The sequence below is a fragment of the Stenotrophomonas sp. pho genome (genome assembly GCF_006228405.1).
Taxonomy (GTDB): domain Bacteria; phylum Pseudomonadota; class Gammaproteobacteria; order Xanthomonadales; family Xanthomonadaceae; genus Stenotrophomonas; species Stenotrophomonas sepilia.
On sequence record NZ_CP029759.1, the window covers coordinates 740,759 to 767,542 of the forward strand.

The following is a 26,784-nucleotide window of genomic DNA, read 5'->3' on the forward strand; positions in this document are numbered from 1 at the left end:
GCCGGGCTGCGCCCGGCACCCGCCGAGGCAACATCAACATCAGAAGCGGGCATTCCGTGGAATGGCGGGGCGGTGTGGGTTTGCAGGACACGCCGTAAACCCGTCCATGGGGGCTCGATGGCGCCATCCATGGCGCCAACGGTCCTGCAAACCCACACCGCCCCGCCTTCGACAGTTTCCCGCGATCCGCAGTAGATCCACGCCATGCGTGGATGGGGTTGCTCAGTTGCAGTTGACCTTCGGCGCCAGCGCCCTGGTCCAGATCGCATAGCCGGCCGGGGTCATGTGCAGCATGTCCTCGCGGAACAGCGTCGCATCCGGCTGGCCGTCGGCGCCGAGCATCGGCGTGTAGATGTCGGTGAAACCGGTGTTGGGCAGCTTGGCCAGCGCGGCCTTGATCAGCGTGTTGGCCTCGTTGATCGCCGGCAGCAGGTGCGCGCGCGACGGGCTCGGCTTGATCGACAGGTACTCCACCTTGGTCTTCGGCAGGTCGCGGTGCACGCGCTGCACGAAGGCAACCACGTCGTCGCGCACCTGCACGGCGCTGCGGCCACTGTTGAGGTCGTTGTCGCCCGCGTAGAAGAACACTTTGCATGGCGCATACGGCACCACGATGCGGTCGGCGTACCAGGTGCTGTCGCGCACTTCCGAGCCGCCGAAGCCGCGGTTGAACACTGGCTGGCCAGGGAAGTCGGTGGCCAGGCTCTCCCAGAAGCGGATCGAGGAGCTGCCAATGAACTCGATGCCACCGCGCGGCGGCGGGGTGGACTGGTCGGCGCTGGCGAAGCGGGCCATGTCGCCGGCCCAGGCCGCGTTGGAGACCTGTTCTGGCACCCGGGGCGACTCGGCCGGGCTCAGCGCCTGGGCCAGCGGTGCGGCAGTCAGCAGGCCCAGCATCAACAGGCAGGTACGGCGACGGGACATCAGGCGCTCCAGCAGGCAAGGGGCATCCATCATAGGAGCATGCCCGGGCCGTTGCTTGCCCCTGGCAGGCCGTTCAGCGGGCCGGCGCGGGCTGCGGTTGGCGGCCTTGTGGCAAAATGGCCGCCATCTGCCTATTCCTGTGCACCCATGATTCCCTGCCGTGCGTCTGAGCGGTCGCTGCGCCGCGCCCCCGTTGCTGGATGTTCCACCCGTGGCTGATCAGTTCGGCCACCTGCCGCGCGGCCCGCGCCGCATCTTCCAGGCCGCCCGCTGGTCCTGGCAGGGCCTGCGCGCTGCCTGGCTGCACGAGTCCTCGTTCCGGCTTGAGGTCTACCTGCTGATCCTGCTGACGCCGATTGCGATCTGGCTGGGCCAGACGCCGGTCGAACGCGCGCTGCTGATCGGCTCGATGCTGCTGGTGCTGGCGATGGAGCTGGCCAACTCGGCCATCGAAGCGGTGATCGAACGCTACGGCAGTGAGATTCACGAGCTGGCCGGCCGCGCCAAGGACATGGGCTCGGCGGCGGTGTTCGTGCTGATGATGAACGTGTTGCTGTGCTGGGCGCTGGTCGTGGTTCCGCACGCGCTGGCCGGCAACTACGGCTGAAACCCCATTCCCCCACTGCCTTGAAGAGTTTCCATGTCCTTTGAGTTCCTCGCCGACCCCAATGCCTGGGTGACCCTGTTCACGCTCAGCGCGCTGGAAATCGTGCTCGGCATCGACAACCTGGTGTTCATTTCCATTGCTGTCAGCAAGCTGCCGGAAGAGCGCCGCCCGTTCGCCCGCAAGCTCGGCATCGCGGTGGCCTGCATTACCCGCATCGGCCTGCTGGTATCGCTGGCCTACCTGGCGCACATGGCGGCAAACCTGTTCACCGTGGCCGGCATGGGCATCTCCATCCGCGACCTGGTGCTGATCGTTGGCGGCCTGTTCCTGATCATCAAGGGCTGCATGGAGATCAAGGAACTGATCAGCGGTGGCGAGGATGAAGATCCCAGCACCACCAAGGCCTCGGCCGTGTTCGGCTACGTGATCGCGCAGATTGCGGTGATCGACATCGTGTTCTCGCTGGACTCGGTGATCACCGCCGTCGGCATCGCCGACCACATTCCGGTGATGGTCGCCGCGATCCTGCTGTCGGTGATGGTGATGCTGCTGGCCGCCAACCCGCTGGGCCGCTTCATCGATGCCAACCCGACCGTGAAGATGCTGGCGCTCGCCTTCATCCTGATGATCGGCGCGGTGCTGATCCTGGACGGCCTGGACGTGCACGTGCCCAAGCCCTACATCTACGCCGCGATGGGCTTCTCGGTGCTGGTGGAGTGGCTGAACCTGCTGATGCGCCGCCGCGCCCGCGAGCACAACGTGCCGGGCGCCGGCAACTGGTAAGCGCGCCACTGGCGTGTGAGTCCCTCAGAACCCCGGCATTCCGGGGGTTCTGCGTTGTGGGGGCGAGGTCGGTTCTGCAACGGCATTGTGGTTTTTGCACTTGTGGCTGCGTTCCGGCTTCCACTTGTGAACCAGGATCAACAGTGTTTTCCCGGGGCGAGGCTTAATCCGGCGCAGCAAAGCGCGCAGGCTACGCACTCCCGATTCCCGCCCCCAGGACCCCCCATGAATTCCAGAGCCGCCTTGCTGGCGCTTGCCGTTGGCGCCTTCGCCATCGGAACCACCGAGTTTGCCCCGATGGGCCTGTTGCCGGTCATCGCCGACGGCGTCGGCGTTGGCATCCCCACTGCGGGCATGCTGATCACCGCCTATGCCGTGGGCGTGATGCTGGGCGCGCCGGTGATGACCCTGCTGATGGGGCGTTTCGGCAAGCGCACCGCGCTGATGCTGCTGATGTCGATCTTCGTCGCCGGCAATCTGTTGTCTGCGCTGGCGCCGAACTACGGGATGCTGCTGCTGTCGCGCCTGGTCACCAGCCTCAACCACGGTGCCTTCTTCGGCATCGGTGCGGTGGTCGCTGCGAGCCTGGTGCCGAAGGAAAAGCAGGCCGCTGCCGTGGCCACCATGTTCATGGGCCTGACCATCGCCAACATCGGCGGCGTGCCGCTGGCGACCTGGGTGGGGCAGCAGCTGGGCTGGCGCCTGTCCTTCGCCGGTACCGCAGTGCTGGGCCTGGTTGCGATCACTGCGCTGGGTTTCGCGCTGCCGGCATCTGCACCGGGGCCGCGCCCGGACGTGCGCCGCGAACTGAAGGCGATCCTGCAGCCGCAGGTGCTGCTGGCGATGGCCACCACCGTGCTTGGTGCGGGTGCGATGTTCACCCTCTATACCTACGTCGCACCGGTGCTGACCGAATTGACCGGCGCCTCCAATGCCTTCATCGCAATGTCGCTGGCCCTGATCGGCATCGGCTTCACCTTCGGCAACGGCATCGGTGGACGCATGGCTGACTGGTCGCTCGATGGCGCCACACGGATCCTGCTGGCCGTCCTGGCGGTGCTGATGTTCGTGCTGCCGCTGGCCTTCATGAGCCACGCCACCGCGGCGCTGGGTGTACTGCTGTTCGGTGCGGCGACCTTCGCCCTCGTGCCGCCGCTGCAGATCCGGGTGATGCAGGTGGCCAGCGAGGCGCCGGGCCTGGCGTCGTCGATCAACGTGGGTGCATTCAACCTGGGCAATGCGGTAGGTGCTGCGCTGGGTGGTGCGGTGATCAGCTCGGGACTGGGCTACGCCGCGATTCCGGTGGCCGGTGGCCTGCTGGCCGCGTCGGGCCTGCTGCTGGCATGGCTTGGGCGTCCCCGCACTGCGGTGGTCGAGGCCTGCTGAGGGGTGTTGGATTCCGGCAGGGCTTGCAGCCCTGCACCCGCTAAAGGCGAAGGCAACCGCCGAAGCAACAGCAACCGCAACAGCCGGCGCTGGTTTTCTGAGGGTTGGGCGGGGCGGTGTGGGTTGGCAGGACACGCCGTGAACCCATCCATGGGGGCTCGATGGCGCCATCCATGGCGCCAACGGTCCTGCCAACCCACACCGCCCCGCCTCCGACAGATTGCCGCGATCGGTCGGAACGGCGTTCTGCTTTGGTAGGTGTCGACCTTGGTCGACACGAATGCCTGAAGAACCGGCTTTTGCTTTTGATTTTTCTTTTGATCTTCCCGCGGTGCGCAGGAAATTGTCCGTGGCCGGGAGGGTGGGTCGGCTGGGGGCGTGAGCCGCATGGATGCGGCGACCGAGCTTACATGGACGTACTTGCAGCGGCCCCCAGCCGCCCCACCCTCCCGGCCCACCCCGAGCTGGCTGGACCACACCGCGGAGGGGGCAGCGCCCGATGGCCGGTCTTTCACCCGAACCATGGCATGCTCGGTGCCCAGTCCACCCGGAACCTCCGCCATGCGCCTGTTCACCCGTGTCCTGCCCCTGATGCTGCTGGCCTCCCTGCTGTCCGGCTGCGGCTACAACGCCATCCAGCAGAAGGATGAAGCGGTCAAGGCCAGCTGGTCGGAGGTCATCAACCAGTACAAGCGCCGCGCCGACCTGGTGCCCAACCTGGTGCAGACCGTGAAGGGCTTCGCCAGCCAGGAAGAGCGCGTGCTGACCGAAGTGACCAACGCCCGTTCGCGTGTCGGCCAGATCAACGTCAACGCCGACGACGAAGCCTCGCTCAAGCAGTTCCAGCAGGCCCAGGGCGAACTGGGCAGCGCGCTGTCGCGGCTGCTGGTGGTCACCGAGAACTATCCGCAGCTGAAGTCCGACCAGAACTTCCGCGACCTGCAGGCCCAGCTGGAAGGCACCGAGAACCGGGTCACCGTCGCGCGTGGCCGTTACATCCAGCAGGTGCAGGACTACAACACCTACATCCGCTCGTTCCCGCAGGTGATCACCGCCAAGCTCTTCGGCTACAAGACCAAGCCGAACTTCACCGTGGACAACGAAGCGCAGATTTCCAACGCGCCGGCGGTCGATTTCGGCAACGCGCCGCAGCAGCAGCCGGCACCGCAGCCGGGCCACTGACCCATGCGCCTGGCCACTGCGCTGCTGGCCCTGCTGCTGTGGCTGCCGCTGGCGTCGCAGGCGCAGCAGCTGGCGCCGATTCCGGCGCTGGATTCGCCCGTGGTCGATACCACCGGCACGCTGGACGCCACGCAGAAGCAAGCGCTGGTGCAGCAGGCGATTGAACTGCAGCAGCGCAAGGGCAGCCAGCTGCAGGTGCTGGTGGTGCCCAGCACCCAGCCGGAGGACATCGCGCAGTACACCACGCGGGTCTTCGACCAGTGGCAGATCGGCCGCAAGGGCGTGGATGACGGCGTGCTGCTGGTGGTGGCCAAGGACGACCGGCGCGTGCGGATCGAGCCGGGTTACGGTCTTGAAGGCGCGATTCCCGATGCCATCGCCAACCGGGTCATCCAGGAATACCTGGTGCCGCGTTTCCGCGCCGGCGACTACGCCGGGGGCATCACCGATGCCACCGCCGTGCTGGTCAAGCTGATCGATGGCGAAACGCTGCCGGCACCGGTCAGTGGTCATCGTGGGCGCGAGCCGGGTGGCGGCGGCGATACCTGGTTCCTGGCGCTGTTCATCGGTGTGTTCGCCGGCAGCATCCTGCGCGGCGTGTTCGCGCGCGTGCCGCGCCCGCTGCGTGGCCTGCTCGGCGGCGCTGGCGCAGCCGTGGCGGCGTTCCTGTTCACCTCCACCCTGCTGGCCAGTGGCCTGGCCGGCGTGGTTGGCCTGATCGTGGCGATGCTGTCCGGCCACCCGGGGCGCTTTGCCGGCGGTGGTGGCTGGGGCGGCGGCAGCTGGGGCGGGGGCGGCGGCTTCGGCGGTGGTGGTGGATTCGGCGGTGGTGGCGGCTGGGGCGGCGGCGGTGGCCGTTCCGGTGGCGGTGGCGCTTCGGGAGGCTGGTGATGATCCAACGTCTGTTCCGTCATGTATGTTCGCCGTCGGTACGTCGCGCGTTCCCGCCAGCCACGCTGCAGGCGATCACCGAGGCCATCGCGGCCGGTGAGCAGCGCCACGGCGGTCAGGTGATGTTTGCGGTGGAGGCTGATCTGCCGCTGGCCGCGTTGTGGCACAAGGTCACCCGAGGCAGGCCGCCGAGCATGCCTTCGCACGCCTGCGCACCTGGGACACCGCCCACAACAACGGCGTGCTGATCTACCTGCTGCTGGCCGACCATGCCATCGAGATCGTCGCCGACCGCGGCCTGCATGGCCGGGTCAGCCCAGCGCAGTGGCAGCGGGTCTGCACCCATCTGCGCGAGGGCCTGCGTGGTTCCAACCCGGTGGAAGCGCTGCAGGATGCCATCGACGAGGTCTCCAGCCTGATCGAAGGGCACTTTCCGGCCTCGACGCGGTCGAACGATGACGCGTTGCCGAACTCGCCGCAGATCCTTGGTTGAGCCGGGGCGGCACTGGCCCGAGAATAGACGTTCAACCGCAAGGCACCTTCCATGATCTACTTCCACGACATCGACCCCATCGCCCTCTCGCTGGGGCCGATCAAGGTGCACTGGTACGGCATCATGTACCTGCTCGGCTTCACTGCGGCCTGGCTGCTGGGCCGCACGCGCATCGCCGCCGGGCGCCTGCCGGGCGTCGATGCCAACGGCTTCTCCGACCTGTTGTTCTACGCCATGCTCGGCGTGGTGCTGGGCGGCCGCATCGGCTACATGCTGTTCTACGCGCTGGGCGATTTCCTGCACAACCCGCTGCTGCTGTTCAAGGTGTGGGACGGCGGCATGAGTTTCCATGGCGGCCTGCTGGGCGTGCTGGGTGCCTGCTGGTGGTGGTCGCGCAAGCACGCGCTGCACTTCTTCGACACCATGGATTTCATGGCGCCGCTGGTACCGCTGGGCCTGGGTTTTGGTCGCATCGGCAACTTCATCGGCGCCGAGCTGTGGGGCAAGTACACCGACGGCACGTGGGGCGTGGTGTTCCCGTCGGGCCTGCCGGCGCCGCTGAACCAGTTGGACCACGCGACCCTGCAGGCGCAGTTCGCCACCGGCGCGCTGAACCAGTTCGCCCGCCATCCCTCGCAGCTGTATGAAGCGTTCCTGGAAGGCCTGGTGATGTTCGTGGTGCTGTGGACGGTGTCGGCCAAGCCGCGCCACCGTTACCTGGTCGGCGGCCTGTTCGCGCTGATGTACGGCCTGTTCCGCTTCGCCGTCGAATTCGTACGCATGCCCGACAACGGCGTCTACGTGGCCTTCGACTGGCTGACCCGTGGCCAGATCCTCAGCCTGCCGCTCATCGCCTTCGGCCTGGTGCTGCTGGCGATGTCGCGCCGCGCGCCGGTGCTGCAGCCGCAACCGGTGATGGCTGCGGAGGGCAAGGCATGAAGGCCTACCTGGACCTGCTCGCGCATGTGCTGGAACATGGCGCGGAGAAGAGCGACCGCACCGGCACCGGCACCCGCAGCGTGTTCGGCTGGCAGATGCGCTTCGACCTCAATGAAGGTTTCCCGCTGGTCACCACCAAGAAGCTGCACCTGCGCTCGATCATCCACGAGCTGCTGTGGTTCCTGAAGGGCGATACCAACATCGGCTACCTGAAGGACAACCAGGTACGCATCTGGGACGAGTGGGCCGACGAGAACGGCGACCTCGGCCCGGTCTACGGCAAGCAGTGGCGCAGCTGGGCCACCGCCGATGGCCGCGAGATCGACCAGATGCAGTGGCTGGTGGACGAGATCAAGCGCAACCCCGATTCGCGCCGGCTGGTGGTCAGCGCCTGGAACGTGGGCGAGCTTTCGCAGATGGCGCTGATGCCGTGCCACAACCTGTTCCAGTTCTACGTGGTGGACGGCAAGCTCAGCTGCCAGCTGTACCAGCGCAGTGGCGACATCTTCCTCGGCGTGCCGTTCAACATCGCCAGCTATGCGCTGCTGACCCACATGGTGGCGCAGGCCACGGGCCTGGGCGTGGGCGACTTCGTGCATACGCTGGGCGACGCGCACCTGTATTCGAACCACTTCGAGCAGGCGCGCGAGCAGCTTTCGCGTGAACCGCGCGCGCTGCCGAAGCTGTGGTTGAACCCGGAGGTGAGCGACCTGTTCGGCTTCCGGTTCGACGACATCCGCATCGACGGCTATGACCCGCACCCGGCGATCAAGGCGCCGGTGGCGGTGTGAGTGATGTTTGGCATGCTGCGTATCAGCTGGTGAGACCTGACTGATGCAGATTGTTTCTCGGATTCACCAAGTGGAGAAGCAATGAGCAAACATTCACGAAAGGCACGGGAAAAGCTGGCGGAAGGCTTGATGTCGATGTCCGGCTCCCTGGCCGTTGCATTGACTGTTGGTGTGTTAATTACTCCTCTCCTGGCAGTCGCCAATGCGGCGGTCGCGGGAAAGGATGTGGACCTTTGGGCCATGATTACTGACCTCAAACCGACTACTGCGGCAATACTGTTCCTGCTCTATTGCTCAGCGGTTGCGACAGTACTCGGTGGACGTAGCGCGGCGATGAAAATCTTCAACGAGTTGTATCCGGACAAATGAAGCTCTCGATGATCGTGGCGCTGGACCGCAACCGTGGCATCGGCCAGGGCAATGCCATGCCCTGGCACCTGCCGGATGATTTCAAGCACTTCAAGGCGCTCACCCTGGGCAAGCCGATCCTGATGGGGCGCAAGACGGCCGAGTCGATCGGCCGCGTACTGCCGGGGCGCACCAACCTGGTGCTGACCCGCAGCGGCCAGGTGCCGTTCGCGGGCATGCGCGCGGTGGCGTCGCTGGACGAGGCGAAGGCGATTGCCGAAGGCGAGGGCGCCAGCGAGCTGTGCATCATCGGCGGCGGCGAGATCTTCCACCAGCTGCTGGACCAGGCCAGCGACCTGTACCTGACCTGGGTCGATGCCGAAGTCCCCGCCGACACCCATTTCCCCGAGGTGGCCGTGCAGGACTGGCGGGAAGTGAGCAGCGAGCCGCATCCGGCCGATGACCGCCACGCCTATGCGTTCCGCTTCGTGCATTACGTGCGCCGCTGAGGATGGTTTTCTGTAGAGCCGAGCCATGCTCGGCTGCTGTTGCCTGATACCTCCCGTAGCTGAGCATGGCCCGGCTCTGCAGGTGCCTACGGCATCCGGTAATGCCCGATGATCGCGTGCTGGAACAGCAGGTTCTCTTCACGCGTGCCGCGCGCGATGTTGTGCAGCACCAGCGGTGTGCCATTGGCCAGCCTCCGGTCGGAGACGATGCCGACATGCAGCAGACCGTTGCCGTTGAGCTTCCAGGCCACGATGTCACCGGCCGCATAGTCGGTGGCGAGGGCGGTGATCGGTTGCTGCCAGCCCTGCCGTTCGAACCAGCGCATCAGGTTCGGCACACGTCGATGATCAATGTTGCGGTCCGGCCGTGACAGGCCCCAGATCGCGGGATACGCGCTGAAGTTGCCGCGCATGTCTTCATGCACGCGCGCCTGCAGGTCCAGGCCCTGGCTGCGCAGGGCGCGCACCACCACGTCGGTGCACACGCCGCGATCAAGCGGGACGTCGCCGCCGGGATAGGACAGGACCTGGTAGGCGGGATCGTAACGGGTGGTGACGCCGATCTGTGCGCGCGCTGCGGCCACCAGTGGCGGTGAAGGGGCCTGCGGCTGCGATGGCGTGGGGGCGGCATTTCCGCCGCCGGTGGGAGCCGGGGGCGAAGCAGGCTGGCAGCCGCTGGCCAGGGCCAGCGTCAGCAGCAGCACCCTCCATGGTGCCCAGCCGCGTCGCGTCATGCCTGCGGCGCGGCGCCGTTGTTGTGGGGTCCACCGGAGCCTCCACCGCCACCACCTCGACGGCGACGACGGCGCGGACCACGGTTGCCCGGGTTGGCAGCAGCGGCGTTGCCGCCGCCCTGTTCCTTGCCCTGCACCGCAGCGGCGGAGCGCTCGTGCGCCGGTCGCGCCGGCGGGCGGGCGTGGGGTACGGGTGCCGGTACATCACGGCCCGGTACCTGCACCACGCGCAGCTCGTCGGTATCGAGCTGGATCGCGGTCAGCTTGCCGCCCCAGACTGCGCCGGTGTCGATGGCGTGCACGCCCTGGGTGATGGTCAGGCCCAGCGCCGACCAGTGGCCGCAGACGATCTTGAGGTCGCGCTCGACCCGTCCAGGTACTTCGAACCAGGGGTAGAGTCCCTGTTCCTGCGTGCCAGGGGTGCCCTTGTCCTCGATGCCGATGCGCCCGCGCGGGGTGCAGTAGCGCATGCGGGTGAGCACGTTGATGATCGCACGCGAACGGTCGTAGCCGGACAGGTTCGGCGCCCAGCTTGGCTTGTCGCCGTACATGTTGCGGAACAGCTTGCGGTAGCCGGCGCCGTGCAGCTGCACCTCGACTTCGGCGGCGTGCTTCTCTGCCATCTGCGTGGTCCACTTCGGCGCCAGGCCGGCGTGCACCATCATCCAGCCCAGCTCGCGATCCACATGCACCAGCTTCTGCAGGCGCAGCCAGTCCAGCAGTTCGTCGCGGTCCTCGGCCTGCACGATGCGCAGCAGGTCCGGGTTGACCTTGCGCTGCTCCTCTTCGGTGCGTGCACCGACGGCCAGCAGCGAAAGATCATGGTTGCCCAGCACCACCACGCTGTGCTCGCGCAGCGAATGCACCAGCCGCAGCGTTTCCAGCGACTGGCCGCCACGGTTGACCAGGTCGCCGCAGAACCACAGGGTGTCCTGGGCCGGGTCGAAGCGGATCTTCTCCAGCAACCGCTGGGTCACGTCGTAGCAGCCCTGCAGGTCGCCGATCGCCCACACACTCATCGTTCGGCCTCCGTGTCAGTGCAGGGTACGCGGGACGGCCAGCACGAACGGTGCGACCGGCGCGGCAAATTCGGTGCCATCGTCGGCGACCATGTCGTAGTGCCCCTGCATGGTCCCGTGATCGGTCCCCAGCATGACACCGGACGTGTAACGGAAGTCTTCACCGGGGCGCAGCCGCGGCTGCTCGCCGATCACCCCGTCGCCATCGACATGCTCGACACGGCCATTGGCATCGGTGATGCGCCAGTGGCGTGCGACCAGGCGTGCGGCGACCCGCCCCTGGTTGTGGATGCGGATCGTGTAGGCGAACGCAAAGCGACCGTCTTCCGGCGCGGATTGATCGTCGAGGAAGCGCGGCGCGACTTCGACGGAGATGGCATATACGTCAGCGTCTTCCATACCGGCAGTGTAATCAGGAGACATTGGCCAAAGCGATGAATTCGGCCACGTCCAGCTGTTCGGCGCGGGCATAGGGACGCACGCCGGCAGCGATGAACTGCTCGGCGGACACCACGTTGTTCAGAGCATTGCGCAGGGTCTTGCGGCGCTGCCCGAAGGCGGCCTTGACCACCTCGGCGAAGCGCGTGTGGTCGTTGATGCTGATCGAGGCCGGGTCACGCGGCACCAGCCGCACCACGGCGGAATCGACCTTCGGCGGCGGCCGGAACGCGCCCGGCGGAACCACGAACAGCGAGGTCACCTGGCAGTAGGCCTGCAGCATCACGCTGAGGCGGCCATACACCTTGCTGCCGGGGCCGGCGGCCATGCGGTCGACCACCTCCTTCTGCAGCATGAAGTGCATGTCGCGGATCACTGCGGCATGCTCCAGCGCATGGAACAGGATCGGCGAGGAGATGTTGTAGGGCAGGTTGCCGACCAGGCGGATCGGCTGGCCATTGGCCAGTTCGGTGAAGTCCACGCGCAGCACGTCGCGATGGACGATGGTCAGCTCGCCCAGCGGCTCGGCGGCGGCGGTCAGCGGCGCGATCAGGTCGCGGTCGAACTCGATCACCGTCAGCGTCGGGTGCACGCGCAGCAGCGGCAGGGTGATGGCGCCCTGGCCGGGTCCGATCTCGACCAGGCGGTCACCATCTTTCGGATTGACCGCCATCACGATCTTGTCGATGTAGTGGCGATCGGCCAGGAAATGCTGGCCAAGCTGCTTCTTGGCCGGTGCGGTGAACACCGGGCCGGAGGGGGAATGCGGGGAATTCATGCGCTCAGTGTACGTTGCCGCGCCAGCTGCGCACACAGCGTCGTTGCCGCCTGCAGGCTGGAAGGATCGGCGATGCTGCGGCCGGCCAGGTCCAGCGCGGTGCCATGGTCGACCGCCACGCGCGGGTAGGGCAGGCCGAGGGTCAGGTTCACCGCCTGTTCGAAGCCGGAATACTTCAGCACCGGCAGGCCCTGGTCGTGGTACATCGCCAGCACGGTGTCGAAACCGGCCAGCTTGGCCGGCAGGAAGGCGGTGTCGGCCGGCAGCGGCCCGACCAGGTCCATGCCCTCCGCGCGCAGGCGCTGCAGCAGGGGGATGACCAGGTCCAGTTCCTCGCGTCCCAGATGACCGTCTTCGCCGGCATGCGGGTTCAGCCCGAGCACCGCGATGCGCGGCGCAGGCAGGCCGAACTCGCGGCGCAGCGCGGCATGCACCGTGCGCAGGGTGTGTTCCAGGCTGGGCGCGGTGATCGCATCGGCCACCTCGCGCAGCGGCAGGTGGGTGGTGGCCAGGGCCACGCGGACAATGTGATTGGCCAGCATCATCACCACCTTCACTCCGGCCTGGTCGGCCAGCAGTTCAGTGGTGCCGCTGTAGGCGATGCCGCCCTCGTTGATGACCGCCTTGTGCACCGGGCCGGTCACCACACCGTGCAGCTCACCGGACAGACAGGCCTGGCCGGCGCCGAGCAGGGCGCCGATGACCGCGCTCGCATTGGCCGGATCGGCCTGGCCGAAGTGGCTGGGCGCCGCGTTGCGGACGGCGCGCAGGCGCAGATCGCCGGGGACGCGTGCTTCGGCGTGCTCGGGCAGCAGTTGCAGGGGCAGGTTCAGGGCGGCCGCAGCCGCGCGCAGGGTGTCCGGGTCGGCGAAGGCCAGCAGCCGGCAATCTTCACGCGGCTGCTGAACGAGGCGGACACACAGCTCCGGGCCGATCCCGGCGGGCTCGCCCGGTACCAGAGCGAGCTCGGGGCGCATCGGTCAGGACTGCGGCGGCGTGGCGGTGTTTTCCGCGCGGTCGCCGCTGCGGAAGCTGACGTAGGCTTCGCCACGCAGTTCCTGCAGGAAGCGGTTGTACTCGTCTTCCAGCTTGCGGCGGCCGATGGTCTCGCGGACCTGGGCGCGCTGGTTGTCGGTGGTCACGTCGGTCTGGCGGGTCGCCACGCGCTGCACGATGTGCCAACCGGCGTCGGTGCGAAACGGCTGGCTGACGCCACCATCCTGCAGGCCACTCACCTGCTGGCCGAAGGCCGGACCGAACGCGTCAGCCGGGAACCAGCCGAGATCACCGCCCTGGCCCTTGCTGTTGTTGTCCTCGGAGGACTCCCTGGCAACGGTCTGGAAGTCGGCGCCGCCGGCAATGCGGGCGCGCAGGGTATCGATCTTGGCCTTGGCAGCGGCATCGGTCTGGTGGTCGTCCACGCGGACCAGGATGTGGCGGCCGTGGAACTCGGTGACCGTCTGCTCACCGGCGGCGGAACTGCTGTCACGCACTTCCACCAGCTTCAGCAGCTGGAAGCCGCTCGGGCCGCGGATCGGGCCGACCACCTCGCCCGGCTTCATCTTTTCCATCAACTGGGCAAAGGCCTGCGGGATTTCATCCAGGCTGCGCCAGCCCAGATCGCCGCCTTCCAGCGCGTTCGGGCTGTCCGAATAGCGCACGGCCGCCGCGTTGAAGTCCAGCTCGCCCTTGTCCAGCAGGGCCTTCACGCCATCGGCCTTCTTCTGGCCGGTGGCGATCTGGTCGGCGTTGGCACCGTCGGGCAGGGCGATCAGGATGTGCGCCAGGTGATACTGGTTGCCTACCGTGGCCTGCTGCTTCAGCGCGGCGTCGACTTCACCCTCGCTGACGCTGATGCGGCTCTGCGCGAAGCTCTGGCGCAGGCGCTGCACGGTGATCTCGTCACGCACCGACGCGCGGAAATCGTTGAAATCGATACCGTCATGGGCCAGGCGCTGGCGAAGGGCATCCAGGTTCGAACCGTTCTGCTGGGCGATGGCGTTCATCGCCTGGTTCAGCTCCTGGTCGCTGACACGGATGCCGCTGCCCTGGGCGCGGGCCACCTGCAGCTTGACCAGCACCAGGCGTTCGAGCACCTGGCGGCTGAGCACGTCTTCCGGCGGCAGCTGGTTTTCGCGACCGGCATACTGCGCCTTGATGTTGGCGATCGCACGCTGGAGCTCGCTCTGCAGGATCACGTCCTCATCGACGACGGCAGCGATGCGGTCAAGCGGCTGCGCCTCCTGGGCAAGCACCTGCAGGGGGGCGGACACGCTGGACACCGCCAGCAGCGAGGCGAGAAGAACGGGGAAGCGCTTGGTCATGGGATCAGGTTCGGATCGTAGTCATCCCGGGTCGCCCCGGTGTTGCTCGGCGGCACGAGATAGAGGTCGTCGCGGTTGTAGCCGAGGATAGCACGGCGCAGGGTACGGTCCGTGTCCTGCCCCAGGGAGCTCAGGCCCTTGAGCACGAACTCCACCTGGATGGAGTTGTTCATCTCGCCTTCGCGGTTGCGGACATAGCGGCGGCCGACCACACGCACGGCCAGGCAGCAGCTGTCCCACTGGACACCGCCGATGATTTCCAGCGGCTCCTTGTCCTGCAGCGAGTAGTAGTAGCGACCGACCAGGCTCCAGCGCGCATTCAGCGGGTACAGGAACGACAGGTCGGCCTGTTCCAGCAGGGTACGGTCGTGCTTGTTGGCGTTGGCCGGGGCGCCCGAGTTGATGCGGTAGCGGTAGCTGAGGTTGATCACGCCATCGTTGGGCATCAGATAGCGGGCACGGACGCTGGCCAGATCCTCACGCTTGTACTTCGGGTCCCACTGGTAGGTGGCACCCAGGGTCCAGCGGTCGTTGATCATGTAGTTGCCGTCGGCGATCCACGCCGACTTGCCCTTTTCCACCGGCGCGCCGCCCGGGGTGACGGTCACCCGCGACTCGTCGAAATACTGGATCTGGCCGATGGCCGCCGAGAAGCGTTCCTTGCCGGTGGTCTGGTCGATGAAGCGGGTGCCCAATGCCAGGGTCAGCTGGTTGGCATCGTTCTGGCGGTCGGCGCCGGTGTAGCGCGAGTCGCGGAACAGCTGGCCCCAGCTGAACGTGAAGTCACGGGTGTCGAAGATCGGAAGGTCGTCCTGGTTGCGGTACGGCGTGCGCAGGTAGAACAGGCGCGGTTCCAGCGTGTGCAGGAATGACTTGCCGCCGATCGTGGTCTCGCGATCGAAGAACAGGCCGGCGTCGATGCTGCCGATCGGCAGGCTGCGGCTGGGCGATTTGTTGCCACGCAGCTGCTCCGGCGTGGCGGTGTTCGGGTCGATGCCCTGCGAGGCCAGCACGTTGCGGCGGACGCTGTCAGCCAGGCCCTGGTCCAGGTCGTAGCCGGTGTAGCGGTAGGCCAGGGTCGGGGTGACGTACCACGCCGCGCCACTGATCGGGAACGACACGTACGGCTTCACGTCCAGTCGCGAGCCGCCGTACATGCGTTGGGTCTGGCCGTTGCGCGTGTACTGCAGGTCGGGTCCCGCATCGGCGCCGTACTTGAAGTTGATGTCGTCGTGGGTGAAGCGCACGGCTTCGGCATAGATGCCGGTTTCCAGCCACGGCAGGACCGGCTTGTCCCAGTTGAAGTACAGGCGCGGCTGGCGGTTGTACGGCAGCGCGCTTTCATTGAGCGTGTAGTCGGTCAGCTGCCAGCGGTCGGCCATGATGCCGGCCGTCCAGTTCCTGCCGGTGCCGTACAGGCCCACGGTGCTCTGCAGGTTCGAGGCAGTCACCCCGACCAGGCGGTTGGCGAAGTCCTCGACATAGCGCTCGTCGCTGACCCAGGCCAGGTTCGCACGGGCCTGCCAGTGGCTGTCCACGTTGTGGTAACCGCTGAACATCACCCGGCCGCGGTCGCGGTCGCGCAGCTTGTCGTTGGGCATGAACGCGGTCAGCAGTTCGCCGCGGCCGCCGTTGTAGAGATAGCGGAACTCGTTGTCGAGCATCAGGCCGCGGCGGCTCATGTAGCGCGGGGTCAACGTGTCGTCGTAGTTCGGCGCCAGGTTGAAGTAGATCGGCTGTGCGTAGTCGAATCCGTTGCGCCCGGACATGCCCAGCTGCGGGAACAGCAGGCCGGTCTTGCGGCGGTCATCGATCGGGAACTTGAAGTACGGCGCCCACAGCACCGGCACCTTGCCGATCCGCAGCACGGCGTTGCGGGCGGTGCCGAAGCCCTCGTCGTTGTCCACTTCGATCTGCGGCGCCGACAGCTTCCACACCGGCTGTGACGGGTCGCAGGTGGTGTAGGTGGAGCGGTGCATCTGGCCGACCGCGCCCTGCAGGTCGACCGACTCGGCATCGCCGTTGCCGCGGCGCGACACCAGCTGGTACTTGATGTCGGTGATCTTGTGGGTGTCGCTTTCCTGGTTGCCCTCGGCGCGCTTGGCGACCATGCGGATCGAGGAGTCCTGGTAGCGGACATTGCCGTCGGCGATGTAGTTGCCGCTCTCGGTATCGAAGCTGAGCTTGTCGGTGCCGACGAACTGGTCGCCGCGGCGCAGGGCCACGTTGCCTTCGTACTGCGGCACAGTGGTCGTGCCCAGCAGCTGGTCACCCTCGATGTCGGTCGGCTGCTGCTCGCGCGCAGCGCTGGCGGCGGCCTTGTCCTGCCCCGGGACCGGGGTGGGCGCATCGGTGAACGCGGGAATCACGTCGGTAGCCGGGCACAGGCCCCAGTTGAGCGGCTTTTCATCGGCCATTGCCGGCAGGCAGATGGCGATGCTCAGAGGCAGGGGAAGCAGGCGGAGGGCTCGGCGCACGCGGTTCGGATTCGGGCGAAAACGGACGGTAGCTTGCCCCATCCCTTGCATAGGGGCAATGAAGGACGCCGCAGCCTGCCGGTTCGGGTTCATCCGGAGACGCTGCCGGGAGGGGGCAGCAGCAGGGCCCGGACATGGGCCACGCTGCACTCGGCAAGGGCCTGCAGGTCATAGCCGCCTTCCAGCATCGAGACCACCCGGCCGGCCGCATGACGGCGCGCCAGCGCATGAAGCTCCCGGGTGATCCAGGCGAAATCGTCGGTTTCCAGCATCAGGTCGGCCTGCGGGTCACGCAGGTGGGCATCGAAGCCGGCCGAGATCAGCAGCAGCTGAGGGCGGAAGTCGTCGATGGCCGGCAGCATTTCGTCGGCCCACACGTTGCGGAAGCGGAAACCGCCACTGCCCGGGGGCAGCAGGATGTTCATCAGGTTGCCGGCACCGCGGTCGCGGCGCAGGCCGGAATTGGGGAACAGGCCGGCCTGGTGGGTGCTGTAGTACGAGACCCGGGCGTCGTGCTGGAAGATGTCCTGGGTGCCGTTGCCATGGTGGACATCGAAATCGACCACCGCGATCCGCTCCAGCCCATGGCGGTCGCGGGCATGGGCCGCGGCAATGGCAATGTTGTTGAGCAGGCAGAAGCCCATCGCGGTGCTGCTGGTGGCGTGGTGGCCCGGGGGCCGCACCGCGCAGAACGCCAGCGGATCCTCGCCCAGCATCACTGCATCGACCGCGGCCACCCCGGCGCCGGCGGCGTGCACGGCGGCACTGGCCGAGCCCGGCGAGGTCCAGGTGTCCATGTCCAGCTGGCGCAGCGGCGCGGTCTGCGGCTGCAGCACGAAGTCGAGCAGGGCACTGTCGTGGACCCGGGTCAGTTCGCCGAACTTGGCCGGCGGCGCCTCGCGCCAGTCGAGCTGGCCGGGGAACGCGGCGTGCAGGGCATCGAGTACTTGCTGCAGGCGTTGCGGGCACTCCGGATGGCCGGGGCCGGGGTCATGCAGCAGGCAGGACGGATGGGTGAAGACCAGCATCGTGCCGACTCAGCGCTGGCGCTGCTGTGGCTGCCACAGCGCTTCGCCATGGCCGTCGGCGCGGGCCAGTACGCGCGCCAGCACGAACAGCAGGTCCGACAGCCGGTTGAGGTACTGCAGCGCCTCGCTGCGCACGGGCTCAAGGCGGGCCAGGGTGACCGTCTCGCGCTCGGCGCGGCGGACGATGGTGCGGGCCAGGTGGCAGCGTGCGGCGGCCTCGCCACCAGCCGGCAGGATGAACTCCTTCAACATCGGCAGGTTGGCGTTGTAGTGGTCCAGCTGCTGTTCCAGTGCCGAGACATCGGCGGCGTGGATGGCGACGTGGCCCGGGATGCACAGCTCGGCACCCAGGTCGAACAGCTGGTGCTGCAGATGCACCACCAGCGCGCGGACATCCTCGGGCAGCGCGGTGGCAAGCAGCAGGCCGAGCGCAGCGTTGGCTTCATCGACGGTGCCGTAGGACGCCACCCGGGCGTCGTCCTTGGCCACGCGCTGGCCGTCGCCGAGGCCGGTACTGCCGTCGTCGCCGGTGCGGGTATAGATGCGCGAGAGGCGATGACCCATGGCGCGGCTCAGTGCCGAATGTCGCGGCGGGCCTGCTGAAGCTTCAGTACCTGCTCCACGGCCAGCTGCAATGCCGCCGCCAGCGCCACGTAGATCGCGGTGGTGCGCAGGTAGGGGCCGAACCATTGTGCGTAGTTCTGCGCCCAACCGGCCAGCGTCGGCTCGGCCACGTTGCGGGTGGTCCAGTAGAAACCGCCCTGCGCCAGCAGGTGGCAGACCGCCACCGAGGCCACCAGCAGCAGTGCACCCTTGGCCAGCACCGGCCAGCGTGCGCCCTGGTAGTTGCGGCCCAGCAGCATGCCGCCGGCCCACAGCGAGAAATACGCCGGCAGCAGCAGCCAGTAACCCGGCGACACGCAGTAGTGCTGCCAGAAATCCAGGCCGCTGCTGCGGATCACGATCCAGTCCACCAGCACGGCGAACACCATCAGCAGCGGAAACGCCCAGCGTGTCCACGTGGCCAGGTAGAAGCCACCGATGAAGAACACCGCCCAGGAGGCATCGGGGATCGCCGCGAAGTGGTTGACCCGGGTCGCCGCCAGCAACAGCACGAGGACGGACAGGACGAAGGCGCGGTTGGCGGTGGCGGACATGGCAGCGGGCCCGGAGCGGATTCAGGTTTCATTCTAGCCCGCCGCGCCGGTTGGCGCAGGTCGGGTGGTGTTGGGCGTTCGGGCAGGGCGAGCGCGTATCATGAACATCATGAGTGAACGACATGACGTGCTGATCGTCGGTGGTGGCCTGGTCGGTGCCAGCCTGGCCATCGCCCTGGACCGCCTGGGCCGCGATGTGGGCCTGCTCGAGGCCAGCCCGGCCGGCGAGCTGCCGGCGGTGTTCGACCAGCGCAACCTCAGTTTTGCCGCTGCCACGGTCAATGCGCTGACCGCGCTGGGGGTCATGCAGAAGCTGGCGATGGCGCCGGGCCCGATCCGCCGCATCCACGTCAGCCGCGCCGGCGATTTCGGCCGCGTGCAGCTGGAGGCTTCCGACTACGACCGGCCGTGGTTCGGCCAGGTGGTGGTGGCGCGGGACTTCGGCCAGGCGCTGGAAGCGCGCCTGCAGGAGCTGCCGCGGCTGCGGCGCTACCGGCCCATGCGCTTCCTGGGCCTGGGCGAGGTGGTCGATGGCTACCGCCAGGTGCGGGTGGCCGACGAGACCGGCGAACGCGTGCTGCAGGCCCGGCTGGTGGTGGGGGCCGATGGCACGACCAGTGGCGTGCGCGGCGCGCTCGGCATCGAGGTCGACCGCCATGATTTCCAGCAGACCCTGTTCGTGGCCCGCGTGCGCAGCCAGCGTGCGCCGGACGGCACCGCCTGGGAGCGCTTCACCGATACCGGCCCGACCGCCCTGCTGCCGCGTGGTGATCGCCACTTCGGCACCGTGCACGGTGTTGCGCGCGACCAGGCCGATGCGGTGATGGCGCTGGACGATGCGGCTTGGCTGCGACGCCTGCAGAACGCGATCGGCTGGCGCGCGGGCCGGCTGCTCGAATCCGGCCCGCGCAGTGCTTATCCGCTCATCCAGGTGCTGGCGCGCGCGTTGGCCGGAGAGCGCGCGGTGCTGCTCGGCAATGCCGCGCAGACCGTCCATCCGCTGGGGGCGCAGGGCTTCAACCTGGGCCTGCGCGATGCGCTGACCCTGGCTGAACTGCTGGAGGATGCGCATGAGGATGCCGGCAGCGATGCACTGCTGCAGGCCTATGTCGCGCGCCGCGAAGAGGACCGCCGGCAGACGGTGGCGTTCTCCGGCGGGCTGGCGCGCCTGACCAGCAATCCGGCGCCGTTGATGCGGCCGCTGCGCAGCCTCGGCCTGGTGGCCGCGCAGCGCGCCTCGGTGCAATCGATGCTGGTCGGTGGTGCGATGGGCTTCCGCGGCGAGGTGCCGCGGCTGTGCCGTGGAGAAGCGGCATGAGCCGGCGCGCGCGTCTTGATGTGGCCATCATCGGCGGTGGCGTGGTCGGTGCCGCGTGTGCGCTGGCGCTGGCTGATGCTGGCCTGTCGGTGGCGCTGGTGGAAGGTCGCGAACCGGCGCCGTGGCAGGCCGCACAGCCGGACCTGCGCGTGTTCGCCTTCGCTGCCGACAACGTACAGCTGCTGAATCGTCTTGGTGTGTGGCCGGCGATCGCGCAGGCCCGTGCATGGCGCTACCGGCGCATGCAGGTGTGGGACGCTGCCGGTGGCGAGGATCTGCTGTTCGACGCCGATCGCTTCGGCCGTCGCGAACTGGGCTACATCGTCGAGAACGGGCTGCTGCAGGACCGCCTGTGGTCGGCGCTGCCGGCGGCGGGTGTGCAGCTGCACTGCCCGGCACGGGTGGACGCGCTGGAGCAGGACGAGGACGGCGTGCGCCTGCGCCTGGATGACGGGCGTCGCCTGGAAGCGGCGTTGGCGGTGGCCGCCGACGGCGCCGAATCGACCCTCCGCCAGCTGGCCGGGATAGAGGTGGAGCGCCATGACTACCACCAGCGTGGCGTGGTGGCCTACGTGGACAGCGATCTTCCCAACCAGGCCACGGCCTGGCAGCGCTTCCTGCCAAGCGGGCCGCTGGCGTTGCTGCCGGTGGCCGAGCGCCGCAGCTCGATCGTCTGGACCCTGCCCGAGGACGAGGCGGCGCGTGTTCTGGCACTGGACGAGGACAGCTTCAACCGCGAACTGACCCGCGCCTTCGCGGCACGCCTGGGTGAGCTGCGGTTGGCCTCCCCGCGAGCGGCATTCCCGCTGCGCCGCCAGCTGGCCCGTCACTACGTGGCCGGTCGTGTACTGGCGTTGGGTGACGCGGCGCATGTGGTGCATCCGCTGGCCGGGCAGGGCGTGAACCTGGGGCTGCGTGATGTCGCCGCCCTGCAGCAGTGGCTGGCACCCTCGGCAGAGCGCCGCGGCCAACCGCGGCTGTCGCCGCAGCGCCTGCAGCGCTGGGCACGCGAACGGCGGAGCGACAACCACATCGCCGCCTACAGCTTCGATGCGATCAACCGCCTGTTCTCCAACGACGAAATGCACCTGACCCTGGCCCGGGGCCGTGCGTTGGGCTGCGTCGGCCGATGGCCGCCGCTGGTGCAGGCGTTCTGGAAGCGCGCCGCCGGCGTCTGAAGCAAAAAGGGGACGGAGGGGATTAAGTCGTATGTGCACATACGACTTAATCCCCTCCGTCCCCTTTTTCAATCCACCAGCCAGCCGGCCAGGTCGGTGCGGTCCAGCTTGCCGCGATGCCTGCGGTCCAGCGAATTGAATTCGTCGGCCAGCGCCGGGTTGGCCTGCGCTTCCTCGCGGCTGATGAAACCATCGCCGTTCACATCCAGCGCGGCGAAGTGGATGCGGTACTGGCCAACCACGCTGCTGGGCTCCAGCGAACGCACCGTCACCTGTGCCTCGCCGGCCGGCTGTGCAATCTCGACGCTGCCGCTGACCCGACCGGCATCCAGTGGCTGCTGGCGGATCGCGCCGCCGGTGGGGCCCAGCGGCTGGCTCTGCGCAGGGGTGTGCGGCAGTTGCTGGGCCATGGCCGGTGCGACTGACAGCAAAGTGATCAGCAGGGTGAGCGAGTGGTAGCGCATGGTTCCGTTCCCCGGTAGCGCCGGGCCATGCCCGGCGGATGCAATGGGATCAGCGCAGCGGCGAGGCCAGCACGGTGATCTCTTCACGATCGTGATAGAGCTGCTTGGCGCGCACCACCAGCGGCTTCCCGGCCTGGTCCTGGAACAGGTCCAGGCACAGCCGGGTCTCGTCCCAGCGCTTCTTCATCGGCAGCTTCAGATTGAAGATCGCATGCCTGCACCAGCCTTCGCGGAACCAGGTGGCCATGCGTTCGGCGACGCGGCGCGGCTGCTCGACCATGTCGCAGACCATCCAGTCCAGCGGTTGTTCCGGGTGCCAGTGGAAGCCATCGGCGCGCAGGTGCTCGACCAGGCCGGTGTCCAGCACGTGCTGGCGCAGCGGGCCATTGTCGATGCTCAGCACGTGCATGTGCTGCCGGGTGAGCACCCAGGTCCAGCCACCGGGGGCGGCGCCAAGGTCGGCCGCGCGCATGCCGGGCTTGGCCAGCGCCTCGCGTTCTTCAGGCGTCAGTAGGGTCAACAGCGCCTCGTCCAGCTTCAGCGCCGAACGCGAAGGCGCTTCGGGCAGCAGCTTCAGGCGCGGAATGCCCAATGCCCACGGCGCGCTGTCGCCCGGGTCGGCCACGCAGACGAAGGCATGGGTACCGTCGACGAACACCACATGCAGGCGCGGCAGGCGGGTGTTCGGCTTGTCGCTGAGCTTGCCGGCCTTGCGCAGCGCCGGGCGCAGTGCATTGCCAAAGGAACGCGCCAGGCCGGACAACGGCTTGCCAGCGTCGGAATCGGGATGCTCCACCCACAGGTCGCCGAAGCGCGGCGCATCGGCCAGCACCTCCAGCATCGGCGTGATGCGGTCGGCCGGATCCAGCTGCGGCAGCTCGGCCAGCACCACCAGCTTCTGCCGCGCGAAGATCAGTTCGCGCCAGCGCAGGCGCGGTGCCAGCGCCGCGGCCTCGTCGCACATGAACAGCACGTAGCCGTCATTGCGCTGGGTACGCGCATAACCGGCGAAACCGGCTTCGCCGGCACGGAACTGCAGTTCGCCGGCCAGCTCGGGCTCGAAACCCTGCCGGCACAGGCACAGCAGGCCGATGCCGGTTTCAGTAACGGGCGCCATCGCTTTCCCCATAGGCACGCAGCACGCTGCGCGCGGCGTCGCGGTTCAGGCCCTGCACCACTTCGATGCCACGCTTGTTGAGCTCGCCGACCCAGTCGGCCGGCAGCGGGCCTTCGTCAAACGGAGTCAGTTCTTCGACGTCGGCTGCACTGGCACCGATCAGCAGGCGGTCGATGCCGGCCCACACGGTGGCGCCGTAGCACTGGCAGCACGGCTGCGAGCTGGTGGCCAGGGTGACCGGCGACAGCACCGCGTTCAGGCGCGGGGTCTGCAGGCGTTGCTGGGCCAGCATGTAGGCCATGTTCTCGGCGTGCGCCAGCGAGGTCGCGTGTGGCATCACCCGGTTCACGCCGGCAGCGATCACCTTGTCGTCCGGGCCGAACACCACGGCGCCGAACGGGCCGCCACTGGCGTGCTCGACGTTCAGCCGCGACAGCTCGATCGCCAGCGCGACCTTGGCCTCATCGCCCGGATATCGACGATCCAGGTCGATCTGGTCGTGGATCCAGGCGGGAAGGGTCAGGTGGACTTGCGCGTACAGCATCGCGGGGGTGCCTCGTAGGGATGGAAGAAAGTGCGGTTGCTTGGGAAACCGGCGCGCAGTGTAGCCGCACCGGCCTGTATCGGGTGTGGCGGTGGGTCAGCCGGGCGAGCCGGTGCGGATCACCACGTACTGCTTGCGGAACTCCAGCCCGGCCTGCGGCCAGCTGGCTGCATAGGCACGCAGCAGGGGCAGGGCGGCGGCGAAATCGTGGCCGTTGACCCGGCAATCGGCCTCGCACAGGCCATCGGCATCGCGCGAGGCGAACAGGCGGATGGCCAGGAACGGGCGCGCCTTCAGCAGCTCGTCGAAGGCGTCCATGCTCCTGGTGAACAGGCAGCACGGACAGGACCCATGGTCGTCCTCGCTGCAGGTGCTGGCGTCCACCTCGTGCTCGCGGTAATGCGCCAGCGGACCCAGCACCACGGTGCGTTCGTGTTCCCGGCCCTCATCGCCGGCCGGATAGGTCAGGCCCATCATTGGCAGGGCCTGTGCGTCTTCGGCGCCGATCGCGGTCTGCAGGGTCACCAGGTCCACCCGTGCCCAGGCCTGGAAGCCGGCCAGCAGCGATGTCTGTTCATCGGTACCGTTGGCGTGCTGGTACTCGAACAGGCCGTCAGCGAACAGCAGCGGATGCTGGCTTTCGATGACGGTGGAGGTCTGCCAGCCCCCGTTGTCGCGCGCGTGCGCGGCCATCGCATGCGGGGTCAGGCGCAGTCCGCTGTCCAGCAGCAGCGCGTTGCCGTCGATGCGGCTGGCGACGCTGGCGTCCTGCAGGGCCTGCTGCAGCAGTGGGAGGAGGGCGGTGGACGTCGTGGTCATGTCAGGCCTGTGGATGGATCGGGTGGAGCATCCAGGCCGGGCCTGGTGCTAGCGGTCGAGCGCGTCAAGTTCGGCGCGATAGCGCTGCGCGTCGGACTGCTGCTGCGGGTCGTTGCCGTGGTCGCGCAGCCAGCTTTCCAGTTCGCGGCGATACTCCGCGCGGAAATCGGCATTGCCCGGGCTGAAATGCAGCTTGCGTGCTGCCACCTCCACGCGCTCGCGCGCGCTGGACCGGGCCTGGGCGATGCCGTGGAGTGATTCGTTGGTGAGGATGACGAAGTTGCGCGGGAAACCCGGCGTGTACTTGACCACGAACGGCTGGTCGCGCGCCGGGATGCGGATGGCGTTTTCCAGCGGCCACAGCGAGGCGGTGTTGGTGTGGAACACCGCTTCCACATCGCGCCCTTCGGCAGTGCGCAGCACCGCTTCGTAGCGCCAGATGTACTGTTCGTTGAGCGTCGAGCTGGTTCGCTCTGCCTTGACGATCACCGCTTCGCCGCGCTCGCCCACCAGGTTGAGGAAGGTGGCGTTGAGGAAGTGGCCGAAGAACATGTTGAGCATCGCCAGCGGGAACACCACGATGGCGTAGCCTGGAAAGCGTCGCCACCACGAGACCAGCCCGGCCAGCACCATCGCTGCAAAGAACGTCAGCAGCGGATGCTGCGAGATGAACCAGAGCAGGACGGACAGGGCGGTGATCATCGTCGGGGCGTGCGGGCGCCGTGTGGGCGCCCGCGCAGGTCCTCAGGCCGACCAGGTGTCGCGCAGGGTCACGCTGCGGTTGAACACCGGCTTGGCTTCGGTGTGATCGCGGCGGTCGGCGACGAAATAGCCGGTGCGCTCGAACTGGAACGACTGCTCCGGTGCGGCGCTGGCTGCGGCCGGCTCGACATAGCCGGTGACGGTACGGCGCGATTCCGGGTTCAGGTAGTCGCGGTAGGTCTTGCCTTCCGATTCGTCGTCAGGGTTCGGCACCGAGAACAGGCGGTCGTACAGGCGGATCTCGGCCGGCACGCCGTGCACGGCGCTCACCCAGTGGATGGTGCCCTTGACCTTGCGGTTGGCGCCTTCCATGCCCGGACGCGATTCCGGATCGAGCCAGCCGCGCAGTTCGATGATGGTGCCGTCGGCATCCTTGATCACTTCGTCGCAGCGGATGATGCCGGCGCCACGCAGGCGCACTTCGCCGCCCGGCACCAGGCGCTTCCAGCCCTTCGGCGGCACTTCGGCGAAGTCCTCGCGATCGATCCACACTTCGCGGGCGAACGGAACTTCGCGGCTGCCGAAGCTCTCGTCCTTCGGGTGGTTGCTGAAGGTCAGCAGTTCTTCGTGGCCTTCCGGAAGGTTGGTCAGCACCAGCTTGACCGGGTCGACCACGGCCATGCGGCGTGGCGCGGCGCTGTCGAGGTCCTCGCGCAGTGCGCCTTCGAGCACGCTGAAGTCGATCAGCGAATTCTGCTTGCTGATGCCCACGCGCTCGGCGAACAGGCGCATCGCGGCCGGGGTGTAGCCACGGCGGCGCAGGCCCTGCAGGGTGGGCATGCGCGGGTCTTCCCAACCGTCCACCAGCTGTTCGGTGACCAGCGCCATCAGCTTGCGCTTGCTCATCACCGTGTAGTTGATGTTCAGGCGCGAGAACTCGATCTGGCGCGGCTTGGCCGCTTCGCGTGGCAGCCCGGCATCGACCAGCGGCTGGGTCAGCGCGTCGTCATGGGCGAAATCGACGTTGTCCACGCACCAGTCGTACAGCGGGCGGTGGTCTTCGAATTCCAGCGTGCACAGCGAGTGGGTGATGCCCTCGATCGAATCACCCAGCGCATGGGCGAAGTCGTACATCGGGTAGATCGGCCACGCGTTGCCGGTGTTCTGGTGCTCGACGTGCTTGATGCGGTACAGCGCCGGATCGCGCAGGTTGATGTTGCCGCTGGCCATGTCGATCTTCGCGCGCAGGGTGCGCGCGCCATCCGGGAACTCACCGGCGCGCATGCGGCGGAACAGGTCGAGGTTTTCCTCGACGCTGCGGTCGCGCCATGGCGACGGACGGCCCGGCTCGGTCAGGGTGCCGCGGTAGGCGCGCACTTCCTCGGCCGACAGGTCGCAGACATAGGCCTTGCCCTGTTCGATCAGCTTCTCGGCGGCCAGGTAATAGGCCTGGAAGTAGTCCGAGGCGTGGCGCAGCTCGTTCCAGCTGAAGCCCAGCCAGCGCACGTCGTCCTGGATCGCGGCCACGTATTCCGGATCTTCCTTGGCCGGGTTGGTGTCATCGAAGCGCAGGTTGCAGACGCCGCTGAATTCACCGGCGATGCCGAAGTTCAGGCAGATCGACTTGGCGTGACCGATGTGCAGGTAGCCGTTCGGCTCCGGCGGGAAGCGGGTCTTGATCGCCTGGTGCTTTCCGCTGGCCAGGTCCTCGCGCACGATCTGGCGGATGAAATCGCGCTTCTCGTGGCTGTCGGCGGGGGTCTCGGGGCTGGCGGGGGTGTGCTCGGACATGAGTCGGCGAAAAGAAAGGCAGAAAGACCAACAGTCTAGCGCG

The 26,784-nt window shown here is 67.6% G+C and carries 28 protein-coding genes and 1 pseudogene; 12 read left to right on the forward strand and 17 right to left on the reverse strand.

The annotated features are described in order from the left end of the window. Positions 1-222: 222 nt before the first annotated feature. Complete coding sequence (locus DL544_RS03355) at positions 223-924, reverse strand: SGNH/GDSL hydrolase family protein (protein ID WP_065186813.1); 702 nt, start codon at positions 922-924, stop codon at positions 223-225. A gap of 211 nt (positions 925-1,135) precedes the next feature. On the opposite strand from DL544_RS03355, the gene DL544_RS03360 reads away from it, so the two are divergent. The 10 genes and pseudogenes from DL544_RS03360 (at position 1,136) to DL544_RS03405 (ending at position 8,853) form a co-directional block, all read left to right on the forward strand. Next, complete coding sequence (locus DL544_RS03360) at positions 1,136-1,531, forward strand: diacylglycerol kinase (protein ID WP_005415335.1); 396 nt, start codon at positions 1,136-1,138, stop codon at positions 1,529-1,531. Between the two features lie 33 nt (positions 1,532-1,564). After that, positions 1,565-2,314, forward strand: a complete 750-nt coding sequence (locus DL544_RS03365; RefSeq protein ID WP_005415336.1) for a TerC family protein — start codon at positions 1,565-1,567, stop codon at positions 2,312-2,314. Between the two features lie 225 nt (positions 2,315-2,539). Next, complete coding sequence (locus tag DL544_RS03370) at positions 2,540-3,700, forward strand: MFS transporter (protein ID WP_139726746.1); 1,161 nt, start codon at positions 2,540-2,542, stop codon at positions 3,698-3,700. 561 nt (positions 3,701-4,261) lie between these two features. Then, positions 4,262-4,882 (forward strand): LemA family protein, encoded by a 621-nt coding sequence (locus tag DL544_RS03375; protein WP_139726747.1) that lies wholly within the window; start codon positions 4,262-4,264, stop codon positions 4,880-4,882. 3 nt (positions 4,883-4,885) lie between these two features. Continuing rightward, positions 4,886-5,773 carry a TPM domain-containing protein gene (locus DL544_RS03380; protein WP_139726748.1) on the forward strand — a complete coding sequence of 296 codons (888 nt, stop codon included), beginning with the start codon at positions 4,886-4,888 and terminating at the stop codon, positions 5,771-5,773. Further along, positions 5,773-6,266, forward strand: a pseudogene (locus DL544_RS03385) (TPM domain-containing protein). Before DL544_RS03380 ends, DL544_RS03385 begins: the two are co-directional and overlap by 1 nt. 51 nt (positions 6,267-6,317) lie before the next feature. Beyond that, positions 6,318-7,205 carry a prolipoprotein diacylglyceryl transferase gene (gene lgt / locus DL544_RS03390; protein WP_005415341.1) on the forward strand — a complete coding sequence of 296 codons (888 nt, stop codon included), beginning with the start codon at positions 6,318-6,320 and terminating at the stop codon, positions 7,203-7,205. Further along, the gene (locus DL544_RS03395) at positions 7,202-7,996 is read left to right on the forward strand and encodes a thymidylate synthase (protein ID WP_005415342.1); all 795 of its coding nucleotides are present in this window, start codon (positions 7,202-7,204) and stop codon (positions 7,994-7,996) included. Before lgt ends, DL544_RS03395 begins: the two co-directional genes overlap by 4 nt. A gap of 81 nt (positions 7,997-8,077) precedes the next feature. Then, the gene (locus DL544_RS03400) at positions 8,078-8,365 is read left to right on the forward strand and encodes a hypothetical protein (protein WP_065428238.1); all 288 of its coding nucleotides are present in this window, start codon (positions 8,078-8,080) and stop codon (positions 8,363-8,365) included. After that, positions 8,362-8,853 carry a dihydrofolate reductase gene (locus DL544_RS03405; protein WP_053500480.1) on the forward strand — a complete coding sequence of 164 codons (492 nt, stop codon included), beginning with the start codon at positions 8,362-8,364 and terminating at the stop codon, positions 8,851-8,853. The genes DL544_RS03400 and DL544_RS03405 overlap by 4 nt, the downstream gene beginning before the upstream one ends. An 86-nt stretch (positions 8,854-8,939) precedes the next feature. On the opposite strand, the gene DL544_RS03410 is transcribed toward DL544_RS03405, so the two are convergent. The 10 genes from DL544_RS03410 to DL544_RS03455 form a co-directional block, all read right to left on the reverse strand. After that, positions 8,940-9,587, reverse strand: a complete 648-nt coding sequence (locus tag DL544_RS03410; protein ID WP_032953945.1) for a DUF1287 domain-containing protein — start codon at positions 9,585-9,587, stop codon at positions 8,940-8,942. Then, entirely contained in the window at positions 9,584-10,606 is a 1,023-nt protein-coding gene (locus DL544_RS03415; protein WP_065179686.1) for a symmetrical bis(5'-nucleosyl)-tetraphosphatase, read from the reverse strand. The genes DL544_RS03410 and DL544_RS03415 overlap by 4 nt, the downstream gene beginning before the upstream one ends. Before the next feature lie 15 nt (positions 10,607-10,621). Beyond that, a complete protein-coding gene (gene apaG, locus DL544_RS03420) occupies positions 10,622-11,005 on the reverse strand; it encodes a Co2+/Mg2+ efflux protein ApaG (protein ID WP_008268668.1) in 384 nt (127 codons plus the stop codon). Between the two features lie 13 nt (positions 11,006-11,018). Further along, positions 11,019-11,822 (reverse strand): 16S rRNA (adenine(1518)-N(6)/adenine(1519)-N(6))-dimethyltransferase RsmA, encoded by an 804-nt coding sequence (rsmA, locus tag DL544_RS03425; RefSeq protein WP_139726749.1) that lies wholly within the window; start codon positions 11,820-11,822, stop codon positions 11,019-11,021. Beyond that, positions 11,819-12,799, reverse strand: a complete 981-nt coding sequence (gene pdxA / locus DL544_RS03430; protein WP_139726750.1) for a 4-hydroxythreonine-4-phosphate dehydrogenase PdxA — start codon at positions 12,797-12,799, stop codon at positions 11,819-11,821. Before pdxA ends, rsmA begins: the two co-directional genes overlap by 4 nt. A 3-nt stretch (positions 12,800-12,802) precedes the next feature. Beyond that, positions 12,803-14,146, reverse strand: coding sequence for a peptidylprolyl isomerase (locus DL544_RS03435; RefSeq protein ID WP_053500472.1), 1,344 nt, complete (start codon positions 14,144-14,146; stop codon positions 12,803-12,805). Next, the gene (lptD, locus tag DL544_RS03440; protein WP_111129210.1) at positions 14,143-16,623 is read right to left on the reverse strand and encodes an LPS-assembly protein LptD; all 2,481 of its coding nucleotides are present in this window, start codon (positions 16,621-16,623) and stop codon (positions 14,143-14,145) included. The genes DL544_RS03435 and lptD overlap by 4 nt, the downstream gene beginning before the upstream one ends. Positions 16,624-16,712: 89 nt before the next feature. Then, positions 16,713-17,651 (reverse strand): histone deacetylase family protein, encoded by a 939-nt coding sequence (locus DL544_RS03445; protein WP_053500468.1) that lies wholly within the window; start codon positions 17,649-17,651, stop codon positions 16,713-16,715. 9 nt (positions 17,652-17,660) lie between these two features. Continuing rightward, positions 17,661-18,215 (reverse strand): cob(I)yrinic acid a,c-diamide adenosyltransferase, encoded by a 555-nt coding sequence (locus tag DL544_RS03450; protein ID WP_065186340.1) that lies wholly within the window; start codon positions 18,213-18,215, stop codon positions 17,661-17,663. Positions 18,216-18,223: 8 nt separating this feature from the next. Continuing rightward, the gene (locus DL544_RS03455; RefSeq protein ID WP_005415353.1) at positions 18,224-18,808 is read right to left on the reverse strand and encodes a hypothetical protein; all 585 of its coding nucleotides are present in this window, start codon (positions 18,806-18,808) and stop codon (positions 18,224-18,226) included. Positions 18,809-18,917: 109 nt separating this feature from the next. On the opposite strand from DL544_RS03455, the gene ubiH reads away from it, so the two are divergent. Both ubiH and DL544_RS03465 read left to right on the forward strand, forming a co-directional pair. Beyond that, complete coding sequence (ubiH, locus tag DL544_RS03460) at positions 18,918-20,126, forward strand: 2-octaprenyl-6-methoxyphenyl hydroxylase (protein WP_139726751.1); 1,209 nt, start codon at positions 18,918-18,920, stop codon at positions 20,124-20,126. Further along, a complete protein-coding gene (locus DL544_RS03465; RefSeq protein ID WP_139726752.1) occupies positions 20,123-21,304 on the forward strand; it encodes a UbiH/UbiF family hydroxylase in 1,182 nt (393 codons plus the stop codon). The genes ubiH and DL544_RS03465 overlap by 4 nt, the downstream gene beginning before the upstream one ends. 68 nt (positions 21,305-21,372) lie before the next feature. On the opposite strand, the gene DL544_RS03470 is transcribed toward DL544_RS03465, so the two are convergent. From DL544_RS03470 to DL544_RS03495, 6 genes are all read right to left on the reverse strand, one after another. Next, a complete protein-coding gene (locus DL544_RS03470) occupies positions 21,373-21,768 on the reverse strand; it encodes an EF-hand domain-containing protein (protein ID WP_065179680.1) in 396 nt (131 codons plus the stop codon). A 49-nt stretch (positions 21,769-21,817) separates the two neighbouring features. After that, entirely contained in the window at positions 21,818-22,885 is a 1,068-nt protein-coding gene (rlmM, locus tag DL544_RS03475; RefSeq protein ID WP_053501233.1) for a 23S rRNA (cytidine(2498)-2'-O)-methyltransferase RlmM, read from the reverse strand. Continuing rightward, positions 22,869-23,429 carry a nucleoside deaminase gene (locus tag DL544_RS03480; RefSeq protein WP_005415358.1) on the reverse strand — a complete coding sequence of 187 codons (561 nt, stop codon included), beginning with the start codon at positions 23,427-23,429 and terminating at the stop codon, positions 22,869-22,871. The genes rlmM and DL544_RS03480 overlap by 17 nt, the downstream gene beginning before the upstream one ends. 96 nt (positions 23,430-23,525) lie before the next feature. Continuing rightward, positions 23,526-24,248: a DUF6348 family protein gene (locus tag DL544_RS03485; RefSeq protein ID WP_005415359.1), complete on the reverse strand. Its 723-nt coding sequence runs from the start codon at positions 24,246-24,248 to the stop codon at positions 23,526-23,528. A gap of 48 nt (positions 24,249-24,296) precedes the next feature. Continuing rightward, on the reverse strand, positions 24,297-24,950 hold the full coding sequence (locus DL544_RS03490; RefSeq protein ID WP_065186343.1) for a hypothetical protein: 654 nt from the start codon (positions 24,948-24,950) through the stop codon (positions 24,297-24,299). 42 nt (positions 24,951-24,992) lie between these two features. Next, positions 24,993-26,741 carry a glutamine--tRNA ligase/YqeY domain fusion protein gene (locus tag DL544_RS03495; RefSeq protein ID WP_065186344.1) on the reverse strand — a complete coding sequence of 583 codons (1,749 nt, stop codon included), beginning with the start codon at positions 26,739-26,741 and terminating at the stop codon, positions 24,993-24,995. Between the last annotated feature and the right edge of the window lie 43 nt (positions 26,742-26,784).